This is a genomic window from Nonomuraea sp. C10, from assembly GCF_008017515.1.
GTDB classification, from domain to species: Bacteria; Actinomycetota; Actinomycetes; order Streptosporangiales; family Streptosporangiaceae; genus Nonomuraea; species Nonomuraea ferruginea.
Genome location: NZ_VPFF01000001.1, coordinates 1,932,498 through 1,955,493 on the forward strand (window position 1 = coordinate 1,932,498; position 22,996 = coordinate 1,955,493).

The following is a 22,996-nucleotide window of genomic DNA, read 5'->3' on the forward strand; positions in this document are numbered from 1 at the left end:
GCCGGGACCTCACGTCGCGCCCGCCGCCCACGCCGGAACCTCACGCCGCACCCGCCCGCCCACGCCGGGACCTCAGTCGCACCCGGCCCGCCCGTACCGAAATCCGCGCCGAAGAAGGGACCTCCCGTGACGCTCGCGATCCACGGCGGCTCGCCGGTCCGCACCGACCCCTGGCCCGCGTGGCCGCCGCCGCTCGACCCCCGCCAGCGCGAGCTCGTCATGGACGTGCTGGAGAGCGGGCGGTGGGGCGCCACCCAGGGCGGCTCCGTGGTCACGGACCTGGTCGCCGCGTTCGCCCGCGCCGCCCGCGTCCCGTACGGGGTCGCCGCGGGCAACGCCACGCTGGGCCTGTTCGCCGCGCTCAAGGGCCTGGGCGTGGGCCGCGGCGACGAGGTGATCGTGCCCGCCTACACCTTCGTCGCCTCGGCCACGGCCGTGCTGCTCGCGGGCGCGGTCCCGGTGATCGCGGACGTGGACCCGGCCCACCTCCACCTGTCACCGGATGCCGTACGAGACGCGCTCACCCCCAGGACGGCCGCCGTCATGCCCGTCCACCTGGCCGGCAGCCCCGCCGACATGGACCCGATCACCGACCTCGCCGCCCGGCACGGCCTCGTGGTGGTCGAGGACGCCGCCCAGGCACACGGCGCCGCCTACAAGGACCGGCCGGTGGGCGGGCTGGGCGACGCGGGCGTGTTCAGCTTCCAGTCCAGCAAGGCGATGACGGCGGGGGAGGGCGGGCTCGTCGTCTGCCGGGACGAGTCCGCGTACGAGGCGATCTGGTCGGTGTGCAACGTCGGCCGCCGCCCCGGCGGCCAGTGGTACGGCCACCCCTCGGTCGGCTGGAACCTGCGCCTCACGGAGATCCAGGCCGCGCTCCTGCTGCCGTGGCTGGACCGCCTGGACGACGAGCTCGCCCGCCGCGCCGCCTTCTGCGCCGCGCTCGAACGCGAGCTGGCCGGCCTGCCGGTGACGATGCTGGGGCCGCCGCCGGGCACGACGCGGGACTCGCGGCACCTGGTCATGCTGCGGATCGGCACGCCCGTCGAGCGCGGTTTCCTGCTGTCCGCCATGGCCGCAGAAGGGGTGCCGCTGGACGCGGGATACCCGCCGCTCGGCACCATGGCCGCGCTCGCCGCGGAGGGCGCCAGGACCGGGCCGTGCCCCGCCGCCGACGAGGCGGCCGCCGGCGTGGTGTGGGTGCGTCAGGCGATGCTCATGGACGACCCGGCCCGCGCCGCCGACATCGCGGAGGCCCTGGCCAAGGTGCTGAAGTCCTGAGCGCCGCGCCGCGTCCCGGGCGCGAATCTACTTTGTAAAGGCGTCGGCAGGCGATGCGTCGCCTATAGGACCGTCGTCAACCCGGCGCGTCACCCATGGGGCCACCGCCGGGAGGCGCCGTGGAGACGATCAGGTCGGCGCGGGCGCGCGTGCCGTCGGCGGCGAACCAGGCGCGTTCGGCCTCGAACCACACCCGCCACCGCTCTTCCAGCCCCGGCCCGTCGCGCTCCAGCACCCGCCGGAGCCGGATGTCGTCGGGCGCCTCCAGCCAGATGCCGTAGGCGAGCAGATCGGCGGCGGACTTCCTGGCCGTGCCCACGCCTTCGATGATCAGCACCGGCGCGACGGGAACCGCCACCGGCTCGGCGTAGGCGCCGCGAACCCAGTCATAGCGTCGGAAACCGCCGGGCCGTCCCTGCCGGAGCGGTTCGAGAACCTGGTCGAAGAGGGCGGCGAACCAGGTGGCGGGGCCTTCGTGCCAGGGTACGGGGAAGTCGTCGGCGTGCACGGCCTGGCAGCCGAGCGTGGCCGCGAGCGCGTTGGCGTACGTGGTCTTGCCGGACCCCGCGGGGCCGTCGACGGCGACCAGCCGAACCGTGCCGCATGACGGGGGGAGCGCCCGGATGCGGCGGGCCAGGGATTCCACGGGCCCAGGGTAGATGACTGGGGTGGTGGGGCTGAGACAATGTGCTCCCGCTCCGACCCGCACGCAGGAGGTTGACGTTGCCCGGACCCCTCGGTGACATCGTGGTGCTCGATCTGTCGCGGGCTCTGGCGGGCCCTCATGCCGCGCAGATGCTGGGTGATCTGGGCGCGCGGGTGATCAAGGTGGAGCATCCGGAGGGCGGGGACGAGTCGCGCGGCTGGGGCCCGCCCTTCGTAGGCCCGGATCACGAAATATCGACATACTTCCTGGCGGCGAACCGCAACAAGCAGTCCATCGCCGTCGACCTGAAGACCCCGGAGGGCAAGGACCTGGTCGAGCGCCTGGTCCGGCAGTGCGACGTGCTGGTGGAGAACTTCCGCACCGGCGTGCTCGACCGCCTGGGCTTCACGGCCGACCGGCTGCACGAGCTGAACCCGCGCCTGGTGATCCTGTCGATCACCGGGTTCGGCCACGACGGGCCGGAGGGCGGCCGCCCCGGCTACGACCAGATCGCCCAGGGCGAGGCCGGGCTGATGTCGCTGACCGGCCCGTCGCCTGACGAGCCCTACCGCGTCGGCGCCTCGATCGCCGACCTGCTGGCGGGCATCCACGGCGCGTACGGGGTGGTGGCCGCGCTGTACGAGCGGGAGCGTACGGGTGAGGGGAGAGTGGTGCGCACGTCGCTGCTGGCGGCGGTCACCGGCGTGCACTCCTACCACGGCACGGCCTGGACCGTCGGCGGGAAGGTGCCGGGGGCCAACGGCAACCACCACGCCTCGATCGCCCCCTACGGCGCCTTCCGGTGCGCCGACGGGATGCTGCAGATCGCGGCGGCGAACGACGGCCAGTGGAGAAAGGTGGCCGAGCTACTCGACATCGATCCTGATATGGCGAAATATGCCAGCAATAGGGACAGATTCGCGCACCGGGATGAGCTGATCGCCGACATGGAGAAGGCCCTGGGCGCCCACGACCGCGCCCACTGGCTGGCCAGGCTGGGCGAGGCCGGGGTGCCGGCGGGGGCCATCCGCTCGATCGACGAGGTCTACGCGTGGGACCAGACCCGCTCCCAGGGCCTGCTGGTCGAGGTGGACCACCCGGTGCTGGGCAGGATCGAGCTGCCGGGGCCGCCGCTGCGCTTCGACGGGCTGACGGGGATGCGCCACACCGCGCCGCCGATGCTCGGCCAGGACGAGGAGGCCGTGCTGAACTGGCTCCAAGAGCGTGAGCGATGATCAGGTTTCGCCCGCGGGCCGACACGAAGGAGCGATGGTGAGCCGTCCGGACGCGCGCACGATGATCGAGACGGTCCTCGACAGAGGGTCGTGGCGGTCATGGGACGCGCCGCCCGCCGAGCCGGCCGAGCCGGGCTCCTCCTACGCCGAGGAGCTGGCCGCGGCGCGGGCCAAGTCCGGCTACGACGAGGCCGTGGTGACGGGGGAGGGGCTGCTGGGCGGCCGCCGGGTGGCGGTGGTGGCGTGCGAGTTCTCGTTCATGGCCGGGTCGATCGGGGTGGCGGCGGCCGAGCGGCTGGTCACGGCGGTCGAGCGGGCCACCAGGGAGCGCCTGCCGCTGCTGGCCGCCCCGGCGTCGGGCGGCACCCGGATGCAGGAGGGCGCGCTGGCCTTCGCGCAGATGATCAAGATCACGGTGGCCGTGCAGGAGCACCGGGCGGCCTGCCTGCCGTTCGTGGTCTACCTGCGGCATCCGACGACCGGCGGGGTGTTCGCCTCGTGGGGCTCGCTCGGTCACGTCACGGCGGCGGAGCCGGGCGCGCTCATCGGGTTCCTCGGGCCGCGCGTGTTCGAGTCCCTGTACGGCTACTCGTTCCCGTCGGGCGTGCAGGTGGCGGAGAACCTGTACGAGAACGGCCTGATCGACGCGGTGGTGCCGGCCGAGGACGTGCGCGAGGTGGCGATCAGGGCGCTCGGCGTGCTGACGGCCGGCGGCGAGCGGGTCCCGGCCGGCGAGGAGCCGGAGGAGGACCTGCGGCCGGTCGAGGCGTGGGAGGCGATCACCCGGTCGCGCCGCGACGACCGGCCGGGCGTGCGCGAGCTGCTGAAGCTGGCCGCCACCGAGGTGACCCCGCTCAGCGGCAGCGGCGCGGGCGAGAACGAACCGGGGCTGGTGCTGGCGCTGGCGAGGTTCGGCGCGGCCCCGGCCGTGGTGCTGGGGCAGGACCGGCGGGGCCAGCGGGCCCGCTCGCCGCTCGGCCCCGGCGGGCTCCGGGTGGCCAGGCGCGGCATGCGGCTGGCCGAGGAGCTGCGGCTGCCGCTGGTGACGGTGATCGACACCGCTGGGGCGGCGCTGTCGAAGGCGGCCGAGGAGGGCGGCCTGTCCGGCGAGATCGCGCGCTGTCTCGCCGAGCTGGTCATGCTGGACGCGCCGACGGTCTGCCTGCTGCTGGGCGAGGGCGCGGGCGGCGCGGCGCTGGCGCTGCTGCCGGCCGACCGGGTGCTGAGCGCCCAGCACGCGTGGCTGTCGCCGCTGCCGCCCGAGGGCGCCTCGACGATCCTCTACCGCAGCGTCGACTTCGCCCCCGAGATCGCCCAGGCCCAGCGCGTGCGCGCCACCGACCTGCGCTGCGACGGCATCGTGGACCGGGTGATCCCGGAACGCCCGGACGCCGCGTACGAGCACCACGCCTTCAGCGAGCGGGTGGGGCGGGCTCTGGAGTACGAGATCGCCATGCTGCTGCGGCGGAGCCCGGCAGACCGCAAGGCCGTCCGGCTGGAGCGCTACCGCAACCTGGGCGGCTAGTTGGCAGACATTGCCAGTGAAAGACCGTTTCCTGCGTCATTAGTGTGAACCCCGGGTATGCCGTTCGACGCGGTTGCACTGGTGAGAAGGGGCGCGGGATGCCGGATCCGATTGACGTGCGCAAGGTGCCGATCGAGAGCGTCACGGACGCCTCGGGGCTGGAGCGGCTCATCGACGACGGGGTGATCGAGGCGCGGCGGGTGCTCGCGGTGATCGGGAAGACCGAGGGCAACGGCGGGGTGAACGACTACACCCGCATCCTGGCCGATCGGGCGTTCCGCGACGTGCTGTCCGCCAAGGGTCATCCGGCGCCGGAGAGCGTGCCGCTGGTCTGGTCGGGCGGCACCGACGGGGTGCTCAGCCCGCACGCCACGATCTTCGCGAGCGTGGACCCGGCGTCGGCGCCGCCGTCGGACGAGCCGCGGCTGTCGGTCGGCGTGGCGATGAGCGAGGTGATCCTGCCGGAGGACATCGGCAGGCCGGCCATGGTGGAGAAGGTCGCGGCGGGCGTGCGCGAGGCCATGAAGATCGCCGGCATCGACGACCCGCGCGACGTCCATTACGTGCAGACCAAGACGCCGCTGCTGACGCTGGCCACGATCACCGACGCCAAGAGCCGCGGCGAGGACACCGCGATCGAGGAGACGGGCCCGTCGATGGACCTGTCGAACTCGACCACCGCGCTGGGCATCGCGGTCGCGCTCGGCGAGATCGACATGCCGCGCGCCGACCAGATCCACAAGGACCTCTCGCTGTACTCGTCGGTGGCGTCCTGCTCGTCCGGCGTCGAGCTGGACCGGGCGCAGATCGTGCTGGTGGGCAACGTGCGCGGCATCGGCGGCCGCTACCGCATCGGCCACAGCGTCATGCGCGACGCGCTCGACGCCGACGGCATCTGGGAGGCGATCCGCGACGCGGGCCTGCCGCTGCCGGAGCGTCCCCACCACTCCGACCTCGGCGGGCGGCTGGTCAACGTGTTCATGAAGTGTGAGGCCGACCCGTCGGGCCGGGTGCGCGGGCGGCGCAACATCATGCTCGACGACTCCGACGTGCACTGGCACCGCCAGATCAAGGCGACGGTCGGCGGCGTGGCCGCGGCGGTCACCGGCGACCCGGCGGTGTTCGTGTCGGTGGCCGCCGTGCACCAGGGCCCGTCGGGCGGCGGCCCGGTCGCGGCCATCATCGACCTGGGCGCCGACTAGCCCGAGAGCCGCTTGAGCCGGGTCACCGCCTCGTCGATGACCTCGTCCTTCTTGCAGAAGGCGAACCTGACGAAGGGGCGGCCCCGCTCGGCGTGCTCGTAGAACACCTGGGTGGGGATGGCGACGACGCCGGCCAGCTCGGGCAGCCGGCGGGTGAGCGCGACCCCGTCGTCGAACCCGAGCGGCCGGATGTCGGTCTGCACGAAGTAGGTGCCGGCCGGGCGGAACACCTCGAACCCGGCCGCCGCCAGCCCTTCCATGAGGCGGTCGCGCTTGTCCTGCAGCGAGGCGCGCAGCGCCGCCACCCACTCGCGCTCGTGCCGCAGCCCGTAGGCCACCGCGGCCTGCCAGGGCGCGCTCGCGGTGAAGGTGAGGAACTGCTTGACCGTCTGCACGGCGCCCACCAGCGGGGCCGGGGCGCAGATCCAGCCGGTCTTCCAGCCGGTGACGGAGAACGTCTTGCCCGCCGAGGAGATCATCACGGTGCGCTCGCGCATGCCCGGCAGCGTGGCCAGCGGGACGTGCTCCACGCCGTCGAACGTCAGGTGCTCGTACACCTCGTCGGTGACGGCGATCAGGTCGTGCTCGCGGCACAGCTCCGCGACGAGCGTCAGCTCCTCGCGGGTGAAGACGGTGCCGGTCGGGTTGTGCGGCGAGTTGACCAGGATCACCCGGGTGCGCGGGGTGATCGCCGCGCGCAGCTCGCCGGGGTCGAACGTGAACCGCCCGCCGTCCGGGCGGAGGGTCACGCCGACCAGCCGCGCCTGGGCGAGCGCGATCGAGGCCGCGTACGAGTCGTAGTAGGGCTCGAAGGCGATCACCTCGTCGCCCGGCTCGCACAGCGCCAGGATCGAGGCCGCGATGGCCTCGGTGGCGCCGACGGTGACCAGGATCTCGCCGTCGGGGTCGTAGGAGAGGCCGTAGTGCTCCTCGCGGTGCTCGGAGACCGCCTGCCTGAGCTCCGTCACGCCGGGGCCAGGAGGATACTGGTTGGCGCCGGAGCGGATCGCGTGCACGGCGTGGTCGAGCATGGCGGCCGGGCCGTCGGTGTCGGGGAAACCCTGGCCCAGGTTGATCGCTCCGGTCCGCACGGCTAGCGCGCTCATCTCGGCGAAGATGGTGGTGCCGAAGGAGCGCATCCTGGAGACAAGTGGTTCCGTCACATGTTCACAGTAAGGTGTCGGCCGGGCGGGCCGACGCGCGCGGGCCGGGTCATGGAGTTCCCTCAGTAGGGTGGTTCACCTGAGTTCCCCATCGCGTATTCGTGAGCTGGACGCTCTCCGCGGTTTCGCGGTGGGCGGCATCATGCTGGTCAACACGTGGCAGCACGCCGCCAAGGAGACCTACACCGGGATCGACTGGACGGTCGAGGCCCTCTTCCAGAGCCGGTTCTACCCGATCTTCTCGCTGCTGTTCGGCATCAGCTTCGTGCTCTACCTGGAGCGGGCCGGGCGGTGGTCGCTGCTGTCGCGCCTGCTCTGGCTGATGGTCTTCGGGCTGGTCCAGCACATCTGGTACCCGGGCGAGGTGCTCACCGACTACGCCTTCTACGGGCTGATCGTGCTGCTGCCCGCCTCGTTCCTGTCGCGCGGGGTGCCGGTGCTGCTGCTCGGGCTGGGCGTGACGGCGTGGGGAGTGATGGCGGGGGGCGGGGTGTTGCTCATCCCGGGGATGTTCCTCGTCGGCATGGCGCTGATGCAGCTGCGGCCGCCGCGGGAGCTGCTGCTGCCCGCCTTCGGGGTGAGTGCGGTGTGCGGAGTGCTGCTCGCCGCGGCGGCGTCGTTGTCCGGCGACTGGACGCTCTACACCCTCGGCGCGCTGGCCGGCGCGGCCGCCTACTCGACCGGGCTGGTCCTGGTGCTGCGGCCATGGCTGTCGGCGGTGCTGGAACCGCTGGGCAGGATGGCGCTGACCAACTACGTGACGGGCACGCTCGTCATCTTCTTCGCCGGCGGGCTGGTCGACGCCGATCCCACCCGCTGGTCGGTGCTCGCCGTGGCGGGCGTCACCGTGGCCGTGCAGGCGGTGTTCAGCCGGTGGTGGCTGCGCCGGTTCCGTTACGGGCCGCTGGAATGGATCTGGCGCATGCTCACCCGGTTCCGCCGCGTGCCCAACCGGCTAGAGTCGGGCCGTGACGAGAATCGCCCTCTGCCAGGTCCCGGTGTCACCTGACCCTTCGGTCAACCTCACACGGGTGCGCGAGGCGCTCGCCCGGGCCGAGGGCGCCGACCTCGCGATCTTCCCGGAGGCGACGCTCACGCGTTACGGCAAACGCATCACCGACCTGGCCGAGCCGCTCGACGGGCCGTTCGTCACCGGCGTGGCCGAGGCCGCCAGGCGGCACGGCGTGGCGGTGATCGCGGGCGTCTTCGAGCCCGGCCAGGGCCTGGTCCACAACACCGCCGTCGCGCTGGACGCGTCCGGCGAGCTCCGGGGCGCCTACCGCAAGATCCACCTGTTCGACTCGTTCGGCGCCAAGGAGTCGGGGCTCGTCGCGCCCGGCGCCGAGCCGGTCGTGGTCGAGCTGGCGGGTCTGCGGGTGGGGCTGGTCACCTGCTACGACGTCCGCTTCCCCGAGCTGACCAGGGCGCTGGTCGACCAGGGCGCCGACATGTTCGCGGTGATCGCCGCCTGGGGCTCGGGGCCGCTGAAGGAGGACCACTGGGTGACGCTGGTGCGCGCCCGCGCCCTGGAGAACACCATGTGGACCGCCGCCGTCGGCCAGGCGCCCAACCCGGCCGAGTCGTCCGACGGTTACGGGGTGGGGCGGAGCATGCTGGTCGACCCGATGGGCGTCGTCAGGGCCGACCTCGGCTCGTCCGCCGCGGTTCAGGTGGTGGAGCTCGACCCGGAGGTCACCGCCCGGGCCAGGTCCGCCCTGCCCTGCCTCGAACATCGCGTTCTCGGGGTCAACAGATCGTAAAGTGGTCATCGTGAGCGGAACGCAGATGCAGAAGGTGGTCCCGCCGCGTCTGCTCGTCCCCTACCTGTCGGGCAAGCGCACGGTCATCTCCGGTTACGTCTACCGCGTGCAGGACTGCGCGCGACTGACCACCCCACGCGACTTCTACCACGGCCTCGACCTGTCGTTCGACGGCTCGGAGCTGACCTCCGACGTGCCGGAGCTCTACGTGCTGCGCTGGCACGCCCGCGACGTCGACACCTACTCCGTCCCGTACGGCCCGCACATGGGCGGAGACTGGAGCGACGCGCCGCCGTTCGCGGGCAACGGGTTCACCACCTCGCGCGAGCACGTGGTGCCGCAGTTCCACACCGTCCCGATGCCGATCCCGGCCGGCGCGCGGATCATGCATGTCACCGGCTCGGGCGAGCGGCCGTTCGCCGAGTACGACGGGCTGACGTGGCGGCCTTCGGCATGAGCGAGGAGATCACGCCGGTCGCCTCCGGCTTCGTCGCCCGGTTCGGAGAGCTGACGCTGCCCGCGGCGCTCGGGCCCGACGACCGGGTCGTGCTGCTGAGCGAGGAGGAGCTCGACGGGTTCGAGCCCGCCTCCGGCTACTGGCGGCGCACGGTCGCCCGTTCCGAGCTGGAGTGGCTGGTGCTCATCCGCACGGTCGGCACGTTCGGCGGGGAGCCCTGCATCGTGCTCGACGAGGACGACGACGGCCTCCACATCGCCTACACCGGCCACAGCGGGATGAAGGCCGAGGCACTCGGCTACTGGATGGTCGATCATGGCGCCTACGAGGTCGTGGTGCCGCGCGAGGAGGTCTTCTCCATCCGCGTCGAGCGCATCCCGGTGCCGTAGGGTCCCTGATGTGATACGTGAAGCCCACGTCAACGGGATCCGGCTGGTCTACCGGGAAGAGGGCGATCCGGCGGCGCCCGCGCTGGTGCTGCTGCACGGCCGGACCGCCGACCACAACGACTGGAACGGCTTCACCCGCCACTTCGCCGGCCGCTACCACGTGCTCGTCCCCGACCTGCGCGGCCACGGCGCCAGCGACTTCCCCGGCACCTACCCCATCCCGGAGATGGCCGAGGACGTCGCCGCCCTGCTCGACCTGCACGACGCCGCGACCGCCACGGTGATCGGCCACTCGCTCGGCGGCATGGTCGCCTACCACCTGGCCATGCGTCACCCCGAGCGGGTGACGCGGCTGGTGGTGGAGGACTCGGCGCTGCCCGTGCCGATGCGCGACCGGCCCGTCCTGGTCGAGGACGACTCCACCGGCTTCGACTGGCGCATGATGCACGACACCGAGCGGCAGTTCCTGCACCCCGACCCGGCCTGGCTCGACGGGCTGGCCCGGATCACCGCGCCGACCCTGGTGATCTCGGGCGGGCAGGCCAGCCCGTTCCGCGCCGACCTGCTGGCGGCGCGCATCCCCGGCGCCCGCCTGGTCACCATCGAGGCCGGCCACCTGGTGCACACCACCGAGCGCGTGGCCTTCCGGCAGGTGGTCGACGACTTCCTGGGCGGTTAGTCCAGGCACGCGCGGAACACGGCGGTCAGCCGGGTCACCAGCTCGTCGCGCCGCACCGGCGTGACCGGGCCCATGAGCTGGCGGAACTGCCCGATGCCCATGATGAGCGCGGTGGCGATGGCGGCGCGCAGCTCGGCCTGCCCGCCGTCCAGCCGGGCGGTCAGCGGCTCCAGCAGGGCGGTGCGCACCCGGTCGGCGGCGAGCGTGCCGATCTCGGCGCTGGAGGCCGATCGGGTCAGCGTCGCCAGCACCGGGTTGTCGGAGTCGGAGCCGAGCCGGTCGGCGACGTACTCGGCCAGCCGCACCGCCAGGTCGCCGCCGCCGTCGCCGAGGACGCCGGGGAAGCGCCCCTGCTCGGCCAGCACCTCCGCGAACAGCTTCCGCTTGGAGCCGAAGTAGCGGTTGATCAGCGCCACGTTCGCGTGCGCCTCGGCGGCCAGCATGCGCATCGTCACCTGGTCGTAGCCGTTCTCGGCGAACAGGTGGCGGGCCGCGTCGAGGATGCGCCGCCGGGTCCCCTCCCGGCTCCTCGGTCTCATGCTCACGACAATAGCCATGCGCATCCTGGGCCGATATCGGCCACTATGGCCGAGGTGACCGGAATGTCATTATGATCGGCAAGGATGACAAGGGTGGGAACGAAGCTCGGCGATCACATGCGGGGCCGGGTGGGGACGTTCGGGCTGATGGCCCCCGCCATCGCGCAGAGCTCCGTGGGCGCGGGCGTGGCATGGCTCGTCGCCACCCAGCTGCTCGGCCACGTCCGGCCGTTCTTCGCGCCCATCGCGGTGCTCATCAGCGTCGGCATCGGGCTCGGCCAGCGGCTGCGCCGGGTGGCCGAGCTGGTGGTGGGCGTCAGCCTCGGCGTCGGCGTGGGTGACCTGCTGGTGGCCTGGATCGGGTCCGGGCCGTGGCAGATCGCGCTCGTGGTGGCGCTGGCCATGACGACCGCGGTGCTGCTCGACAGCGGGGCGCTGTTCGTGGCGCAGGTCGCCTCCTCCGCCGTGCTCGTCGCGGCCGTGCTGCCCGGCGACGACATGGGCGGCCTTGACCGGATGGTGGACGCGCTCGTCGGCGGCGCCGTGGGCCTGGCCGCCGTCGCGCTGATGCCGGCCAGCCCGCTCGCCCTCGCGGCCAAACACGCCTCCGGGGTGCTGGACGCGCTGTCCACCGCGCTGGAACAGGCGGCCGAGGCGATCGAGAAACGCGACGCCGACCTGGCCGCCGAGGCGCTGGAGGAGGCGCGCGGCACGCAGGCGGTGGTGGCGGAGTTCGAGCAGGCGCTGGAGACCAGCAAGGAGATCATCCTGATCTCGCCGATGCACTGGCACCGGCGGGCCATCCTGGCGCGGTACGAGACCGCCGCCGAGCCGGTCGACCACGCGCTCAGGAACGCCAGGGTGCTGGCCCGGCGCACGATCGCCGCCCTCGGCGAGCCGCAGCCGCCGCCGGCGTCGCTGGCCGAGTCCATGCGCGAGGTGTCGGAGGCGGCGCTGCTCCTCCAGCTGGAGCTGGGGGCGGGCCGCGAGCCCGTGCTCGCCCGGCAGGCCCTGCTGGCGGTGGCCACCCGGCAGCGGCCCGACGACGGCGTCGGCTTCTCCTCCGCGGTGATCGTGGCGCAGCTGCGGTCGATCGTCGTCGACCTGCTGCGGGCGACCGGATCCGACCAGGAGGAGAGCTCCGCTGCGCTGCCGCCGGTGGCCGGCTGACGGCCGCGTGCGGGTTCCCTCGTCCCCCGACGGGTAGAAGAGCGCAGTCAACGGCTCTGACCAGGGAGGACGACCGATGAGCACGCCCGACGAGAACGCCCCGAAGACCGACGCCGAGCCGCTGCTGGAGCCGGCGGAGGACGACCGTGAGCCGGTGGAGGAGCCCGGCAGGGAGCCCAGGACCCAGGGCAGGGCGGCGATGGAGCGGGCCATGCGCGAGTCGGGCAAGGGCCTCGACGACCTGACATGAGTGTTGTGCCGCCGAGCGGCTGCTGGAGCTCAAGGACGGGATGCGGGAGAAGGTGGCGGCGCACGACCCGCTCGCCTGTGGGCCGGGCGGGCGGCCCGCGCGCTCCAGTCTTCCGGCGAGGAACGCCGCACGCTCCGGGGACGGGGGCGGGGCCGCGTCCGGATAGGGTCGGAGGCGTGCTGACCATTCCCGATCCCCTCGACGCCGGCGACGACGGCAGCACGCCGTCGCTGGTGAGCGTCGCGCTGGCCGCCTACCAGGCCGGCGCCGCGGGGCCCGAGCGGGTGCTCAACGCGCTCGGCGAGAGCCGGCTGCTGGTGCCCGTCGTCGCCCTGCTGACCTCGTCCGAGATCGGGGCGCACGGCGTGCGGCAGGAGAAGGAGAGCGAGATGGCGCTCCCCAAGCTGGTCGGCAAGGACGGGCGCGAGGCGGTGCTGGCCTTCACCGGCACCGAGCCGCTGCGCCTGTGGCGGCCCGACGCCCGGCCCATCCAGGCCACGACGCTCCAGGTCTGCCGCGCCGCCGCCGCCGAGGGCGCCGCCGCCGTGGTCGTCGACGTGGCCGGGCCGGTCCAGTTCGTGATCGAGGGCGAGGTGCTCCGCGCCCTGGCCGCGATCGAGTCCGGCACCCTCGACGGCCTCACCGTGGCCAGACCCGAGCCGGTCAGGAAGCGCGGCTGGTTCGCCAGAAAGGTCGCCCGCGGGCGCTAACGACCAGCACGCGGTCCCAGGTTCCCGACCGGCGGTCCCGGCCCTTGGAAGGCGACTGCTGACAGCACCCGTCTCGGCTCCGCCGCGGCCGGTGGTGGTCAGGTGTCCGGTCCCGGCTTTTCCGGCGGGGCGGGCCGTCGCGCATTAGAGTGCGGCGCGTGCTCGTACACCCGGTGGTGGAGGCTGTATCGCCGGACGCCCTGGTGCTCGCCGGACCGTCGTCCTGGCTCGCGCCCGCCGCCCTCGTACTGCTGGGGGTCGTGGCGGGGCGTTATGTGCGGACGCTCGCCGGGGCGTTCGAGCAGGAACCGGCCGACGCGCGCGCCGAGGGGCGTGGGGCGCTCCTGGCCACTCTGCGCACGGTGCCCGTTCCCGCCTGGCCGCCCACGTACGAGCTGATCACCGCCGTCGTGCTGACGCTGGTGGTGTGGCGGGCCGGATGGCCGTACGCGTACGCGGCCGTCGCCGGGACGGCGCTGGCCGCGGTCGACTGGCGCACCACCCGGCTGCCCGACGTGATCACGCTGCCCTCGTACCCGATCCTCGCGCTCACCCTGCTGCCCACCGGCGAGCCGGCCAGGGCGCTGCTCGGCGGGCTCGCGCTGGCCGCCTGCTACGGGCTGCTCTGGCTGATCAGGCCCGCCGACCTGGGCCTCGGCGACGTCAAGCTGGCCGGGCTGATCGGCATGGCGTGCGCCGCGGCCGGTTGGCAGGCGTGGGTCGTCGCCGCCGTCGGCGGGCAGCTGCTCGGCGCGCTCTACGCGATCCTGCTGCTGGTCACCCGGCGCGGCGACCGGCGCACCGAGTTCCCGTTCGGTCCTTTCATGCTGCTCGGAGCGTTCGCCGCGCTCTGTCTCCAGCCCTGAACGTCTCCGTCGACGAAAGTCTCGATCCCGGAACGTCTCGGCAGGTGAACGCGCGGACGTCGCACCCGGCCGCGCATGGAAGACTTGGACTCATGTTGCGTTGGTTGACCGCCGGAGAGTCCCACGGCCCTGAGCTCGTCGCCATCCTGGAGGGCCTGCCCGCAGGCGTCGAGGTGACCACGGCCGCCATCGACGAGGCCCTGCGCCGCCGCCGTCTCGGCTACGGCCGCGGCGCCCGGATGAAGTTCGAGCAGGACGAGGTGACGATCGTCGGCGGAGTCCGCCACGGCCGCACCATCGGCAGCCCCGTGGCCATCCGCATCGGCAACACCGAGTGGCCCAAGTGGGAGAAGGTCATGGCCGCCGACCCGGTCGATCCGGCCGAGCTGGAGGGCCTGGCCCGCAACGCGCCGCGCTCCCGGCCCCGCCCCGGCCATGCCGACCTGGCCGGCATGCAGAAGTACGGCTTCGACGACGCCCGCCCCGTCCTCGACCGGGCCAGCGCCCGCGAGACCGCCGCCCGCGTCGCGCTCGGCGAGGTCGCCAGGCGCTTCCTCAAGCAGGCGCTCGGCGTCGACCTCCTCAGCCACGTGACCTCCATCGGCGGCGTCCAGAGCCCCGCCACCACCCTGCCCGGCCCCGGCGAGCTGGCCCGCATCGACGCCGACCCGGTCCGCTGCGCCGACCCGGACGGGAGCGCCGCCATCGTCGAGCGCATCGACCGGGCCCACAAGGACGGCGACACCCTCGGCGGCGTCGTCGAGGTCCTCGCCTACAACCTGCCGCCCGGCCTCGGCAGCTACACCCACTGGGACCGCCGGCTCGACTCCCGTCTCGCCGCCGCCCTCATGGGCATCCAGGCGATCAAGGGCGTGGCGGTCGGCGACGGCTTCGAGACCGCGCGCAGGCCCGGCTCCGAGGCCCACGACGAGATCGAATACACCTCCGAAGACGGCGTGCGGCGCCTCACCAACCGCGCCGGCGGCGTCGAGGGCGGCATGACCAACGGCGAGATCCTGCGCGTCAGCGCCGCCATGAAGCCCATCTCCACCGTCCCCAGGGCGCTGGCCACCATCGACGTCAAGACCGGCGAGGCGGCCAAGGCCCACCACGAGCGCTCCGACGTGTGCGCCGTGCCTGCCGCCGGCGTCGTGGCCGAGGCGATGGTCGCGCTGGTGCTGGCCGACGCGGCGGTGGAGAAGTTCGGCGGCGACTCCGTCGAGGAAGTCGCCCGCAACCTGTCCGGCTACCTCTCATCCATGGTGATCAAATGATCAAGGCCGTGCTGATCGGCCCGCCCGGGTCCGGCAAGACGACCGTGGGCCGCCTGCTCGCCGAGCGCCTCGGCGTCACCTTCCGCGACACCGACGCCGACGTGGAGGCCGTCGCGGGCAAGCCCGTCAGCGACATCTTCATCGAGGACGGCGAGGAACACTTCCGCGAGCTGGAGCTGGAGGCGGTGCGCAGGGCGCTGGACGAGCACGACGGCGTCCTGTCCCTCGGCGGCGGCGCCGTACTGCGCGAGGAGACCCAGGCCATGCTCGACGGCCGCCCCGTCGTCTACCTCCAGGTCGGCCTGGCCGACGCGGTCCAGCGCGTCGGCCTCGGCTCGGCCAGGCCGCTGCTCGTGCTCAACCCGCGCAGCCGGCTGAAGAAGCTCATGGAGGAGCGGCGGCCCGTCTACGAGCGGCTCGCCGTGCTCACCGTGGCGACCGATAAGCGCGAGCCCGCCGAGCTCGCCGACGAGATCGTGGAAGGGCTGGGCCGATGACCGCGGCTACCCGCATCACCGTGAAGGGCGAGAGCCCGTACGACGTCGTGGTCGGCACCGGAGTCCACGGCGAGCTGCCCGGCCTGCTCAGGCCCGGCGTCTCCACCGTCGCCGTGATCCACCCCGAGAGCCTGCCGGAGCTGGCCCGCCCCGTCACCGCCGTCCTGGCCGGCGCCGGTTACGACGTGGTGGCGCTGCCGGTGCCCGACGGCGAGGCGTGCAAGACCGCGGAGGTGGCCGCCGGCCTCTGGTCGGCGTTCGGCCGCCACGGCATGACCCGGTCCGACGCGGTCGTCGGCGTCGGCGGCGGGGCGACCACCGACCTGGCCGGGTTCGTGGCCGCCACCTGGCTGCGCGGCGTCCAGGTGGTGCTGGTGCCCACGACGCTGCTCGCCATGGTCGACGCCGCGGTCGGCGGCAAGAACGGCATCGACACCCCCGAGGGCAAGAACCTCGTCGGCACCTTCCTGCCGCCTGCCGGGGTGCTGTGCGAGCTGTCGGTGCTCGACGGCATGCCCCGCGCCGATTACGTGGCCGGCCTGGCCGAGATCATCAAGGGCGGGTTCATCGCCGACCCTGTCATCCTCGACCTGGTCGAGGCCGACCCCGAGGCCGCCGCCCGGCCCGGCGGGCCCCACACCCGCGAGCTGATCGAGCGCAAGATCCGGGTCAAGGCCGAGGTCGTCGGCGCCGACCTGCGTGAGTCGGGCCTGCGCGAGATCCTCAACTACGGCCACACGCTCGCCCACGCCATCGAGCGGGCCGAGCACTACCGGATGCGCCACGGCGAGGCCGTCGCCATCGGCATGATGTACGCGGCCGAGCTGTCCAGGCTCGACGGCCGCGCCGACCTCGTCGAGCGCACCCGGGCCATCCTCACCTCGGTCGGCCTGCCCACCGGCTACCACGCCGACGCCTGGCCCCGGCTGCGCGACCACATGCGCCTCGACAAGAAGAACCGCGGGGCCAAGCAGCGCTTCGTCGTCCTCGACGACCTGGCCGTGCCCGCCCGGCTGGAAGGCCCGCCCGAGGAGCTCCTGGAGGACGCGTACAAGGTCATCGGGCGGTCATGAAACGGGCGCGCGCCGGGGTGGCGGCGCGCGCGGGCGCGGGCGAGCCACTACAGTCGTGGGGCCCACGCCGCAGCACGAGAAACGCGGAGATGAACATCAGGTCATGAGGCATTACGGCTCCTTCGTCGCTCTCGGTGACAGCTTCACCGAAGGCCTGAACGACCCCGGCAGCAACGGCCACTTCCGCGGCTGGGCCGATCGCGTCGCCGAACGGCTCGCCCTGGACGATCCGTCCTTCCGCTACGCCAACCTGGCGGTGCGCGGCAGGCTGCTCGACCAGATCGTCGCCGACCAGGTGCCGCAGGCGGTCGAGATGTCGCCCGACCTGGTCAGCCTCTGCGCCGGCGGCAACGACCTCCTGCGTCCCGGCAGCGACCCGGACGTGATGGCCAAGAAGCTCTCCGGCGCGGTCCGCGCGCTGCGCGCCACCGGCGCGGACGTGCTGCTGTTCACCGGGGTCGACCCGCGTGACACGCCGCTGATGCGCCGCCTGCGCGGCCGCTTCGCCATCTACTACCTGCACATCCGCTCGATCGCCGACCTCTACGGGTGCCGGCTGGTCGACCAGTGGTCGATGCAGGGGCTGCGCGACTGGCGGGCGTGGAGCCCGGACCGCCTCCACATGAACGCCGACGGTCACCGCCTGGTGGCGGCCCGCGTCCTCGACGTCCTCGGCGTGCCGTTCGACGAGTGGCACAAGGTGTGGCCGGAGCGCGTCGTCGACCCCCGCGCCCGCCGTCGCGAGGACGCCCAGTGGATCCGCGAGTATCTCGTCCCGTGGGTGTCGCGCCGAGTCCGCGGCGTCTCCTCCGGCGACGGGGTGTCTCCCAAGCGTCCGGAGCTGTCTCACTGGACGGTGTAGAACCCCGTTCACATCCCGGAGGATTTCTGCCCGGCGGCCCGCTCAGCCGTTGAGTCTGGCCGCCTGCATGGCGCTCAGCCGCCGCACGAACCGAGCGGTGACGATCGCCGTCGGCACGACCGCCATGTGCAGGGCCAGGCTGGCCCAGCCGGCCGGCGTGAACTCGTATATCCGGTAGAGGTCGTTGTCCTCCCTGCGTTCGTACTGGGTGGCGAGGAGTGTCGTCCAGTCGATCCAGAAGAGGGGCCAGGTCAGGAACGTGACCAGCCACATGGCCCACCACGTGTGCAGGAGACCGGCCGGGGCTGTCGCGCGGCCGCGTCCGGGCGGGCTGGAGGCGTGCCAGACGTCGTCGGCGATCTGCTTGGGAAGCCACAGGCCGGCGATCGGGATGAACCAGGCGTATACCGCCATGGAGGGGCGGTAGCGCAGCCGGCCAGGCGCGAACTGTTCGGCGACGACTCGTACCCGGAAGAACCAGAGCACCCAGCAGGCCGTCAGCGCCAGGCCGGAGACGATCTGGGCCACCCACGTGATCGTGCTGATCAGCTCGTCGGACTCGTGAAGGTCGCCGTAGGTCTCCACCGAGCGCCACCGCCCCGCGTCGTCGGCGATGTCGAACTGGTGAACCACCGTGCTCACGGAGACCACGGCGAAGAGGGCAAGGAGCACATAGATGGCGATCTGGTAGGCGGCGGCATGGGACCCCGGGTCGCGGCCGCGCATGAGGCGGCGTTCGTGGACCAGCAAGGGCTGGGGTGCCCGCGGCTGATCCGCGTGCACGGGTGGTGGTGGCGCCGTCGTCCGGGGGTGGACAGCGCCGGTCCCGGTGGCCGGGTCATGGAGGGCGGTCAGTGCCAGGGTCCGCCGCTCGGCGATGACCTGGGTGAGCGCCTCAGGCAGCCACCGCCCCTGGCCGGGCGAGGCGAGCGCGGTGAGCCGGGCCAGCACGTGCTCCAGGCCGGGCCGGGCGGCGGGGTCCTTGGCCAGGCAGGCCGCCACCAGAGCGGCGAGCGGGGCGGGCACTCCGCGCAGGTCGGGGTCGCCGTGCACGACCCGGAAGACGACCGCGTGGACGGGCCCCGTCCCGAAAGGGCTGCGGCCGGTCGCGGCGAAGGCGAGCACGCAGCCGAGCGAGAACACGTCCGAGGGCGGCCCGACCTTCTGGGCCATGGCCTGTTCGGGGGACATGAACGCGGCGGTGCCCAGCACGGTGGAGGTCTGGGTGTGGCTCGTGGCGTCCAGGGCGCGGGCGATGCCGAAGTCGATCAGGCGGGGCCCGTCCTCGGCGAGGATGACGTTGGCGGGTTTGAGGTCGCGGTGCACCATCTCGCAGGCGTGCACGGCGGCGAGTCCTTCGGCCAGCCCGGCTCCCAGCACCGCGGCCGACTCCAGGGGGAGCGGCCCGTGCTCTTCGACGGCCTGGTGCAGGGAAGGACCCGGGATGTAGGCGGTGGCCAGCCACGGCCGGGCGGCCTCGGTGTCGGCGTCCACGACCTGGGCGGTGTAGAACCCGCCGACCTTGCGGGCGGCCTCCACCTCGGAAGCGAAGCGGCGCCGGAAGTCCGCGTTGTCGGCCAGTTCGGGGCGTACCACCTTGACGGCCACCAGGCGCCCGCCCGGGGAACGGCCCAGGAACACCTGCCCCATCCCGCCCCCGCCGAGCCGTGCGTGCAGCCGATACGGGCCGATCTGGTTCGGGTCGCCGTCGCGTAGGGGGTTGGCCATGGCACCGCTTTCCGCGTTGAGATCTTGACGGTCGGTGTTGATGATCCCAAAAAGGCGCGTGTCGTGGAGGGGACTTCGACCCCCGGCGTCCCCGAAGACCGCCTCTACACCGACCACGGCCGGCTACGACGGGAGGTTCGACGCTCTTCGCCGGAGTGACGGCGGGACAGGCGGGCCGAAGGCTCGCTATCGGTGCTCAGCCCGAGGGGGTTCCCAAAAGATCTTGACTGTCGCCCTGACGGTTCAGTCGCCGGACGAGAGCCGGCGCAGGGCGGCGCGGGGAACCCCCGGGTCGGTGGTGCGCCAGAACGGCGGCAGCGAGCCCAGCAGGAAGCCGCTGTAGCGCGCCGTGGCGAGGCGCGGGTCCAGCACGGCGATCACGCCCCTGTCGTCCTGGGAGCGCAGCAGGCGCCCCGTGCCCTGGGCGAGGAGGAGCGCCGCGTGGGTGGCCGCGACCGTCATGAAGCCGTTGCCGCCCTTGGCGGCGACGTGTCGCTGCCTGGCCGAGGTGAGCGGGTCGTCGGGGCGCGGGAACGGGACGCGGTCGATGATGACCAGGCGCAGCGACGGCCCCGGCACGTCGACGCCCTGCCACAGCGACAGCGTGCCGAACAGGCAGGTCGGCTCGTCTTCCGCGAACTGCTTGACGAGCAGCATCGTCGAGTCGTCGCCCTGGCACAGCAGCGGCACGTCGAGGCGGTCGCGGAGGGCCTCGGTGGCGGCCTTGGCGGCGCGCATCGAGGAGAACAGGCCGAGCGTGCGCCCGCCGGCCGCCTCGATCAGCTCGGCGATCTCGTCGAGGTAGGCCTGCGGCAGGCCGTCGCGGCCCGGCTGCGGCAGGTGCTTGGCGACGTACAGGATGCCCGCGCGGGGGTGGTCGAACGGGGAGCCGACGTCGATGCCCTGCCAGTCGTCGTCGGCGAGCCCCCACTGCCGGGCCATGCCGTCGAAGCTGCCGCCGAGCGCCAGCGTGGCGGAGGTGAGCACGACGGTGCGGTCGCCGAAGAGCTTGTCGCGGAGCATGCCGCCGACGTTGAGCGGGGCGACGCGGAGGGTCGGCGGGCGGCGGTCGGTGCCGCCGTCGAGCCACACCACCTCGGCGCGGTCGGACTCCGAGGCGTGCCCGTAGGCCTCCAGCATGCGCACGGCCGTGTCGTGCACCTCGTCCAGCGCGGTGAACGCGGCCTTGCGCTGGCCCGCCCTGTCGGGGTCGTCCTTGTCGCCGCCGCGCGGCCCGAGCGCGGTGAGGCAGCGGGCCGCGCTGTCGCGGACGAGCGCGAGCGTCAGCCCGAGCACCTCGGGCAGCTCGTCGACGCGGCCCGGCGGTGCGGCGGCCAGCAGTGCCTTGAGGTCTTCGCTCGCCTCCATCAGCTGGTCGGCGACCGGCTGGTCGATCAGGCGGCCCACCCGGCGCACCGCGAGGGCGACGGTGGTCTCCGACAGCTCGCCGGTGACCACCGAGGTGACCCGGTCGACCAGCTCGTGGGCCTCGTCGACGACGACCAGCCGATGCTCGGGCAGCACCGGCAGGTCGCCCATCGCGTCGATGGCGAGCAGCGCGTGGTTGGTGACGACCACGTCGACCTCGCCCGCGCGCGCCCTGGCCAGCTCGGCGAAGCACTCGGCGCCGCTGGGGCACCGGCTGGCGCCCAGGCACTCCTGGGCGCTGACGGAGAACTGCCGCCAGGCCTGCTCGCTGACCCCGGGCACCAGCTCGTCGCGGTCGCCGGTCTCGGTCTCCTCGGCCCACTCCTGGATGCGCTGCACCATCCGGCCGGTCGCGCTCACGTCGCGGGCGTCGAACAGCTGGTCCTGCTCGTCCTCTTCGGGCCAGGCGGCGGTCAGCTTGTAGCGGCACAGGTAGTTGCGGCGGCCCTTGAGTATGGCGAACGTCGGCTCGTGCGGCAGCTCCTTGCCGAGCGCCTCGGCGAGCCGGGGCAGGTCGCGGTCGACGAGCTGGCGCTGCAGCGCGATCGTGGCCGTGGAGACCACCACGGGTTTGTCGGCGTCCATCGCGTGGCGGATCGACGGCACCAGGTAGGCCAGCGACTTGCCGGTGCCGGTGCCGGCCTGGACGGCCAGGTGGTCGCCGTCGTCGATGGCCTGCTGCACGGCCTTCACCATCGTGATCTGGCCTTGCCGCTCGGTCCCCCCGAGCGCGTCGACCGCGACGCTGAGCAGGGAGTCGGCTGACGGGAGATGGGAGTCCGGCACGGCAGTAAACGCTACCCGCATTCCGGCGCCCGTAGCGCCGGACGTGAGGTGATCGGCCATGCGCATCCCGGAATTCGCGGACCTCTCCGCCGCGTCCCGTGGCACACTGGCGGTGGAACTCCACCTGGGGACCATGGGAAAAAGTGGGTTCAAGGTGGGGATGGGAAGTCCGTTTTGGTAGGGTTTTCCGGGGTTGAGTGGACGGATAAAGGCTGGTACTAGCAGTATGTCTGCCATGTCGGAAGTTGTCCCGTTGCCGTCGTTCGGCGAAGTCTTCTTCGATGCCCGAGGCCAGGAGCGCTGCCTCAGGGTCACCTGGCACGAAGGCACCCTGGTGCTCAGCCTGTGGCGGGGAGAGATGTGCACCGCGAGCTTCCGCATGCCGCTCGACGACGTCGGCAGGCTGCTCGACACCCTTGACGAGGGATACGCCGAGGCCACCGGCGAGCACGAGCCCGACGGTCACGCGGCCGACGTGCCCGCCGCCGACCCCGCCGCCGAGGTCATCCCCGGCACGGGCACCTACCACCGGCCCGCCCCGCCGCCCCTCCACGACGAGCGGCCCGCCGCGCCGCTCGGCCCCAACGACGTGCTCGTCGCCCGCGGCAACCCCAACCACCAGGACAAGCTGGTCGCCTCGCGCGCCGAGACCACGCCGCCGCACGCCCAGCCCTTCGCCGGCCCGCAGTACGCCGAGCAGGCGAACGACCCGTTCACCGGCCCCCAGTACGCCGTCGACGCCGGCTACCGCGACCCCTACTCGGGCCCGCAGTACGTGCAGCACGACGCGCAGCCGTTCGCCGGCCCGCAGTACGCCGACGAGCCGGCCTACCAGCTGCCCGGCGGCCAGCCCCCGCACACCGACCCGCTCGGCTTCCCGTCGCAGGCCCGCCCCGCCGAGCCCGCCTACGAGCAGCGCGGCGACTCCTACGGCGGCGGCCAGTACCAGCAGCAGGCCGCACCACCCGCGCAGCCGCGCACCTCGCCCAGCGGCGGCGCCGGCCTGGGCACGCCCATGCACGGCATCCCGGGCGCCGGCCGCCGCCAGGACCCGTTCCGCGCCCAGGAGCCCACGTACGGCCAGGAGCCCGCCTACGGCCAGGACCCCTCCTACGGGCAGGACCCGGGCTACGGCCACGGCCAGGACCCCGGTTACGCCAAGGACCAGGGCTACGCCAAGGACCCGGGTTACGGCCAGGATCCCCATTACCGGCAGGATCCCTCGTACGGCCAGGACCCGGGCTACGGGCACGACTCCTCGTACGGGCAGGACCCCGGCTACGGCCAGAACGCCGCCTACGGGCAGGAGCGCTACGGCGGCGGCGTCCCCAACCCGGTAGACCCGCTGCTGTCGATGGGCCAGCAGGAGCCCGACAGGACTCGCCCGTACCTGGGCGAGCCGCTGTTCTCGACCGGCGAGCGCCTGCGCCCGGACCAGCGGTACGACGACCCGCGCGACCGCCGCGAGTGGTGACC

General features: G+C 73.1%; 23 protein-coding genes. 18 read left to right on the forward strand and 5 right to left on the reverse strand.

Going from position 1 to position 22,996, the window contains the following annotated elements:
* Positions 1 to 126: 126 nt before the first annotated feature.
* On the forward strand, positions 127 to 1,281 hold the full coding sequence (locus FR742_RS08650; protein ID WP_148030468.1) for a DegT/DnrJ/EryC1/StrS aminotransferase family protein: 1,155 nt from the start codon (positions 127 to 129) through the stop codon (positions 1,279 to 1,281).
* A 76-nt stretch (positions 1,282 to 1,357) separates the two neighbouring features.
* Here FR742_RS08650 and FR742_RS08655 read toward each other — a convergent pair whose 3' ends face one another.
* A complete protein-coding gene (locus FR742_RS08655) occupies positions 1,358 to 1,927 on the reverse strand; it encodes a uridine kinase (RefSeq protein WP_148030469.1) in 570 nt (189 codons plus the stop codon).
* A 77-nt stretch (positions 1,928 to 2,004) separates the two neighbouring features.
* On the opposite strand from FR742_RS08655, the gene FR742_RS08660 reads away from it, so the two are divergent.
* The 3 genes from FR742_RS08660 to FR742_RS08670 all read left to right on the forward strand — a co-directional run bounded on the left by FR742_RS08660 (position 2,005) and on the right by FR742_RS08670 (position 5,889).
* A complete protein-coding gene (locus FR742_RS08660) occupies positions 2,005 to 3,162 on the forward strand; it encodes a CaiB/BaiF CoA-transferase family protein (protein WP_148030470.1) in 1,158 nt (385 codons plus the stop codon).
* Positions 3,163 to 3,196: 34 nt separating this feature from the next.
* Complete coding sequence (locus tag FR742_RS08665; protein ID WP_187281051.1) at positions 3,197 to 4,687, forward strand: carboxyl transferase domain-containing protein; 1,491 nt, start codon at positions 3,197 to 3,199, stop codon at positions 4,685 to 4,687.
* Between the two features lie 98 nt (positions 4,688 to 4,785).
* Positions 4,786 to 5,889: a ring-opening amidohydrolase gene (locus FR742_RS08670; RefSeq protein ID WP_148030471.1), complete on the forward strand. Its 1,104-nt coding sequence runs from the start codon at positions 4,786 to 4,788 to the stop codon at positions 5,887 to 5,889.
* Here FR742_RS08670 and FR742_RS08675 read toward each other — a convergent pair.
* The gene (locus FR742_RS08675) at positions 5,886 to 7,052 is read right to left on the reverse strand and encodes a pyridoxal phosphate-dependent aminotransferase (RefSeq protein ID WP_148030472.1); all 1,167 of its coding nucleotides are present in this window, start codon (positions 7,050 to 7,052) and stop codon (positions 5,886 to 5,888) included. The genes FR742_RS08670 and FR742_RS08675 overlap by 4 nt on opposite strands.
* Before the next feature lie 142 nt (positions 7,053 to 7,194).
* Between FR742_RS08675 and FR742_RS08680 the strand changes: the two genes are divergently transcribed.
* Genes FR742_RS08680 through FR742_RS08700 form a run of 5 tightly spaced genes read left to right on the forward strand, consistent with a single transcriptional unit; the run spans position 7,195 to position 10,337 of the window.
* On the forward strand, positions 7,195 to 8,061 hold the full coding sequence (locus FR742_RS08680; RefSeq protein ID WP_148030473.1) for a DUF418 domain-containing protein: 867 nt from the start codon (positions 7,195 to 7,197) through the stop codon (positions 8,059 to 8,061).
* Positions 8,021 to 8,812, forward strand: coding sequence for a carbon-nitrogen hydrolase family protein (locus FR742_RS08685; RefSeq protein WP_148030474.1), 792 nt, complete (start codon positions 8,021 to 8,023; stop codon positions 8,810 to 8,812). The genes FR742_RS08680 and FR742_RS08685 overlap by 41 nt, the downstream gene beginning before the upstream one ends.
* A gap of 10 nt (positions 8,813 to 8,822) precedes the next feature.
* Positions 8,823 to 9,269: a hypothetical protein gene (locus FR742_RS08690; RefSeq protein ID WP_261808420.1), complete on the forward strand. Its 447-nt coding sequence runs from the start codon at positions 8,823 to 8,825 to the stop codon at positions 9,267 to 9,269.
* Positions 9,266 to 9,658: a hypothetical protein gene (locus tag FR742_RS08695; RefSeq protein ID WP_148030475.1), complete on the forward strand. Its 393-nt coding sequence runs from the start codon at positions 9,266 to 9,268 to the stop codon at positions 9,656 to 9,658. The genes FR742_RS08690 and FR742_RS08695 overlap by 4 nt, the downstream gene beginning before the upstream one ends.
* Before the next feature lie 10 nt (positions 9,659 to 9,668).
* A complete protein-coding gene (locus FR742_RS08700) occupies positions 9,669 to 10,337 on the forward strand; it encodes an alpha/beta fold hydrolase (RefSeq protein ID WP_187281052.1) in 669 nt (222 codons plus the stop codon).
* Here FR742_RS08700 and FR742_RS08705 read toward each other — a convergent pair.
* A complete protein-coding gene (locus FR742_RS08705; RefSeq protein ID WP_187281053.1) occupies positions 10,334 to 10,876 on the reverse strand; it encodes a TetR/AcrR family transcriptional regulator in 543 nt (180 codons plus the stop codon). The genes FR742_RS08700 and FR742_RS08705 overlap by 4 nt on opposite strands.
* Positions 10,877 to 10,960: 84 nt before the next feature.
* On the opposite strand from FR742_RS08705, the gene FR742_RS08710 reads away from it, so the two are divergent.
* From FR742_RS08710 to FR742_RS08740, 8 genes are all read left to right on the forward strand, one after another.
* Positions 10,961 to 12,046 (forward strand): aromatic acid exporter family protein, encoded by a 1,086-nt coding sequence (locus FR742_RS08710; protein ID WP_187281054.1) that lies wholly within the window; start codon positions 10,961 to 10,963, stop codon positions 12,044 to 12,046.
* Between the two features lie 76 nt (positions 12,047 to 12,122).
* Positions 12,123 to 12,296, forward strand: a complete 174-nt coding sequence (locus tag FR742_RS44420; RefSeq protein ID WP_187281055.1) for a hypothetical protein — start codon at positions 12,123 to 12,125, stop codon at positions 12,294 to 12,296.
* A 176-nt stretch (positions 12,297 to 12,472) separates the two neighbouring features.
* Positions 12,473 to 13,006: an SseB family protein gene (locus FR742_RS08715; RefSeq protein WP_148030478.1), complete on the forward strand. Its 534-nt coding sequence runs from the start codon at positions 12,473 to 12,475 to the stop codon at positions 13,004 to 13,006.
* Positions 13,007 to 13,164: 158 nt separating this feature from the next.
* Positions 13,165 to 13,872 (forward strand): A24 family peptidase, encoded by a 708-nt coding sequence (locus FR742_RS08720; protein ID WP_187281056.1) that lies wholly within the window; start codon positions 13,165 to 13,167, stop codon positions 13,870 to 13,872.
* A 92-nt stretch (positions 13,873 to 13,964) separates the two neighbouring features.
* Positions 13,965 to 15,146 carry a chorismate synthase gene (gene aroC, locus FR742_RS08725; RefSeq protein ID WP_148030480.1) on the forward strand — a complete coding sequence of 394 codons (1,182 nt, stop codon included), beginning with the start codon at positions 13,965 to 13,967 and terminating at the stop codon, positions 15,144 to 15,146.
* The gene (locus FR742_RS08730; protein ID WP_148030481.1) at positions 15,143 to 15,643 is read left to right on the forward strand and encodes a shikimate kinase; all 501 of its coding nucleotides are present in this window, start codon (positions 15,143 to 15,145) and stop codon (positions 15,641 to 15,643) included. The genes aroC and FR742_RS08730 overlap by 4 nt, the downstream gene beginning before the upstream one ends.
* Positions 15,640 to 16,716: a 3-dehydroquinate synthase gene (gene aroB / locus FR742_RS08735; RefSeq protein ID WP_148030482.1), complete on the forward strand. Its 1,077-nt coding sequence runs from the start codon at positions 15,640 to 15,642 to the stop codon at positions 16,714 to 16,716. The genes FR742_RS08730 and aroB overlap by 4 nt, the downstream gene beginning before the upstream one ends.
* A gap of 103 nt (positions 16,717 to 16,819) precedes the next feature.
* Positions 16,820 to 17,578, forward strand: coding sequence for an SGNH/GDSL hydrolase family protein (locus tag FR742_RS08740; protein WP_148030483.1), 759 nt, complete (start codon positions 16,820 to 16,822; stop codon positions 17,576 to 17,578).
* 42 nt (positions 17,579 to 17,620) lie between these two features.
* Here the strand turns inward: FR742_RS08740 and FR742_RS08745 are convergent, their stop codons facing one another.
* Together FR742_RS08745 and FR742_RS08750 are read right to left on the reverse strand one after the other, a co-directional pair.
* On the reverse strand, positions 17,621 to 19,306 hold the full coding sequence (locus tag FR742_RS08745; RefSeq protein WP_148030484.1) for a protein kinase domain-containing protein: 1,686 nt from the start codon (positions 19,304 to 19,306) through the stop codon (positions 17,621 to 17,623).
* A 243-nt stretch (positions 19,307 to 19,549) separates the two neighbouring features.
* Positions 19,550 to 21,541: an ATP-dependent DNA helicase gene (locus tag FR742_RS08750; protein WP_148030485.1), complete on the reverse strand. Its 1,992-nt coding sequence runs from the start codon at positions 21,539 to 21,541 to the stop codon at positions 19,550 to 19,552.
* A gap of 214 nt (positions 21,542 to 21,755) precedes the next feature.
* Here FR742_RS08750 and FR742_RS08755 point away from each other — a divergent pair, with 214 nt between their 5' ends.
* On the forward strand, positions 21,756 to 22,994 hold the full coding sequence (locus FR742_RS08755; RefSeq protein ID WP_148030486.1) for a hypothetical protein: 1,239 nt from the start codon (positions 21,756 to 21,758) through the stop codon (positions 22,992 to 22,994).
* Positions 22,995 to 22,996: the final 2 nt, after the last annotated feature.

Excerpts from the sequence above, each read along its gene's own strand:
- FR742_RS08665 (WP_187281051.1), top strand. The coding sequence starts at position 3,197 with ATGGTGAGCCGTCCGGACGCGCGCACGATGATCGAGACGGTCCTCGAC.
- FR742_RS08670 (WP_148030471.1), top strand. The coding sequence starts at position 4,786 with ATGCCGGATCCGATTGACGTGCGCAAGGTGCCGATCGAGAGCGTCACG.
- FR742_RS08680 (WP_148030473.1), top strand. The coding sequence starts at position 7,195 with ATGCTGGTCAACACGTGGCAGCACGCCGCCAAGGAGACCTACACCGGG.
- FR742_RS08695 (WP_148030475.1), top strand. The coding sequence starts at position 9,266 with ATGAGCGAGGAGATCACGCCGGTCGCCTCCGGCTTCGTCGCCCGGTTC.
- FR742_RS08705 (WP_187281053.1), bottom strand. The coding sequence starts at position 10,876 with ATGAGACCGAGGAGCCGGGAGGGGACCCGGCGGCGCATCCTCGACGCG.
- FR742_RS08710 (WP_187281054.1), top strand. The coding sequence starts at position 10,961 with ATGACAAGGGTGGGAACGAAGCTCGGCGATCACATGCGGGGCCGGGTG.
- FR742_RS44420 (WP_187281055.1), top strand. The coding sequence starts at position 12,123 with ATGAGCACGCCCGACGAGAACGCCCCGAAGACCGACGCCGAGCCGCTG.
- aroC (WP_148030480.1), top strand. The coding sequence starts at position 13,965 with ATGTTGCGTTGGTTGACCGCCGGAGAGTCCCACGGCCCTGAGCTCGTC.
- FR742_RS08730 (WP_148030481.1), top strand. The coding sequence starts at position 15,143 with ATGATCAAGGCCGTGCTGATCGGCCCGCCCGGGTCCGGCAAGACGACC.
- aroB (WP_148030482.1), top strand. The coding sequence starts at position 15,640 with ATGACCGCGGCTACCCGCATCACCGTGAAGGGCGAGAGCCCGTACGAC.
- FR742_RS08740 (WP_148030483.1), top strand. The coding sequence starts at position 16,820 with ATGAGGCATTACGGCTCCTTCGTCGCTCTCGGTGACAGCTTCACCGAA.
- FR742_RS08745 (WP_148030484.1), bottom strand. The coding sequence starts at position 19,306 with ATGGCCAACCCCCTACGCGACGGCGACCCGAACCAGATCGGCCCGTAT.
- FR742_RS08750 (WP_148030485.1), bottom strand. The coding sequence starts at position 21,541 with ATGCGGGTAGCGTTTACTGCCGTGCCGGACTCCCATCTCCCGTCAGCC.
- FR742_RS08755 (WP_148030486.1), top strand. The coding sequence starts at position 21,756 with ATGTCGGAAGTTGTCCCGTTGCCGTCGTTCGGCGAAGTCTTCTTCGAT.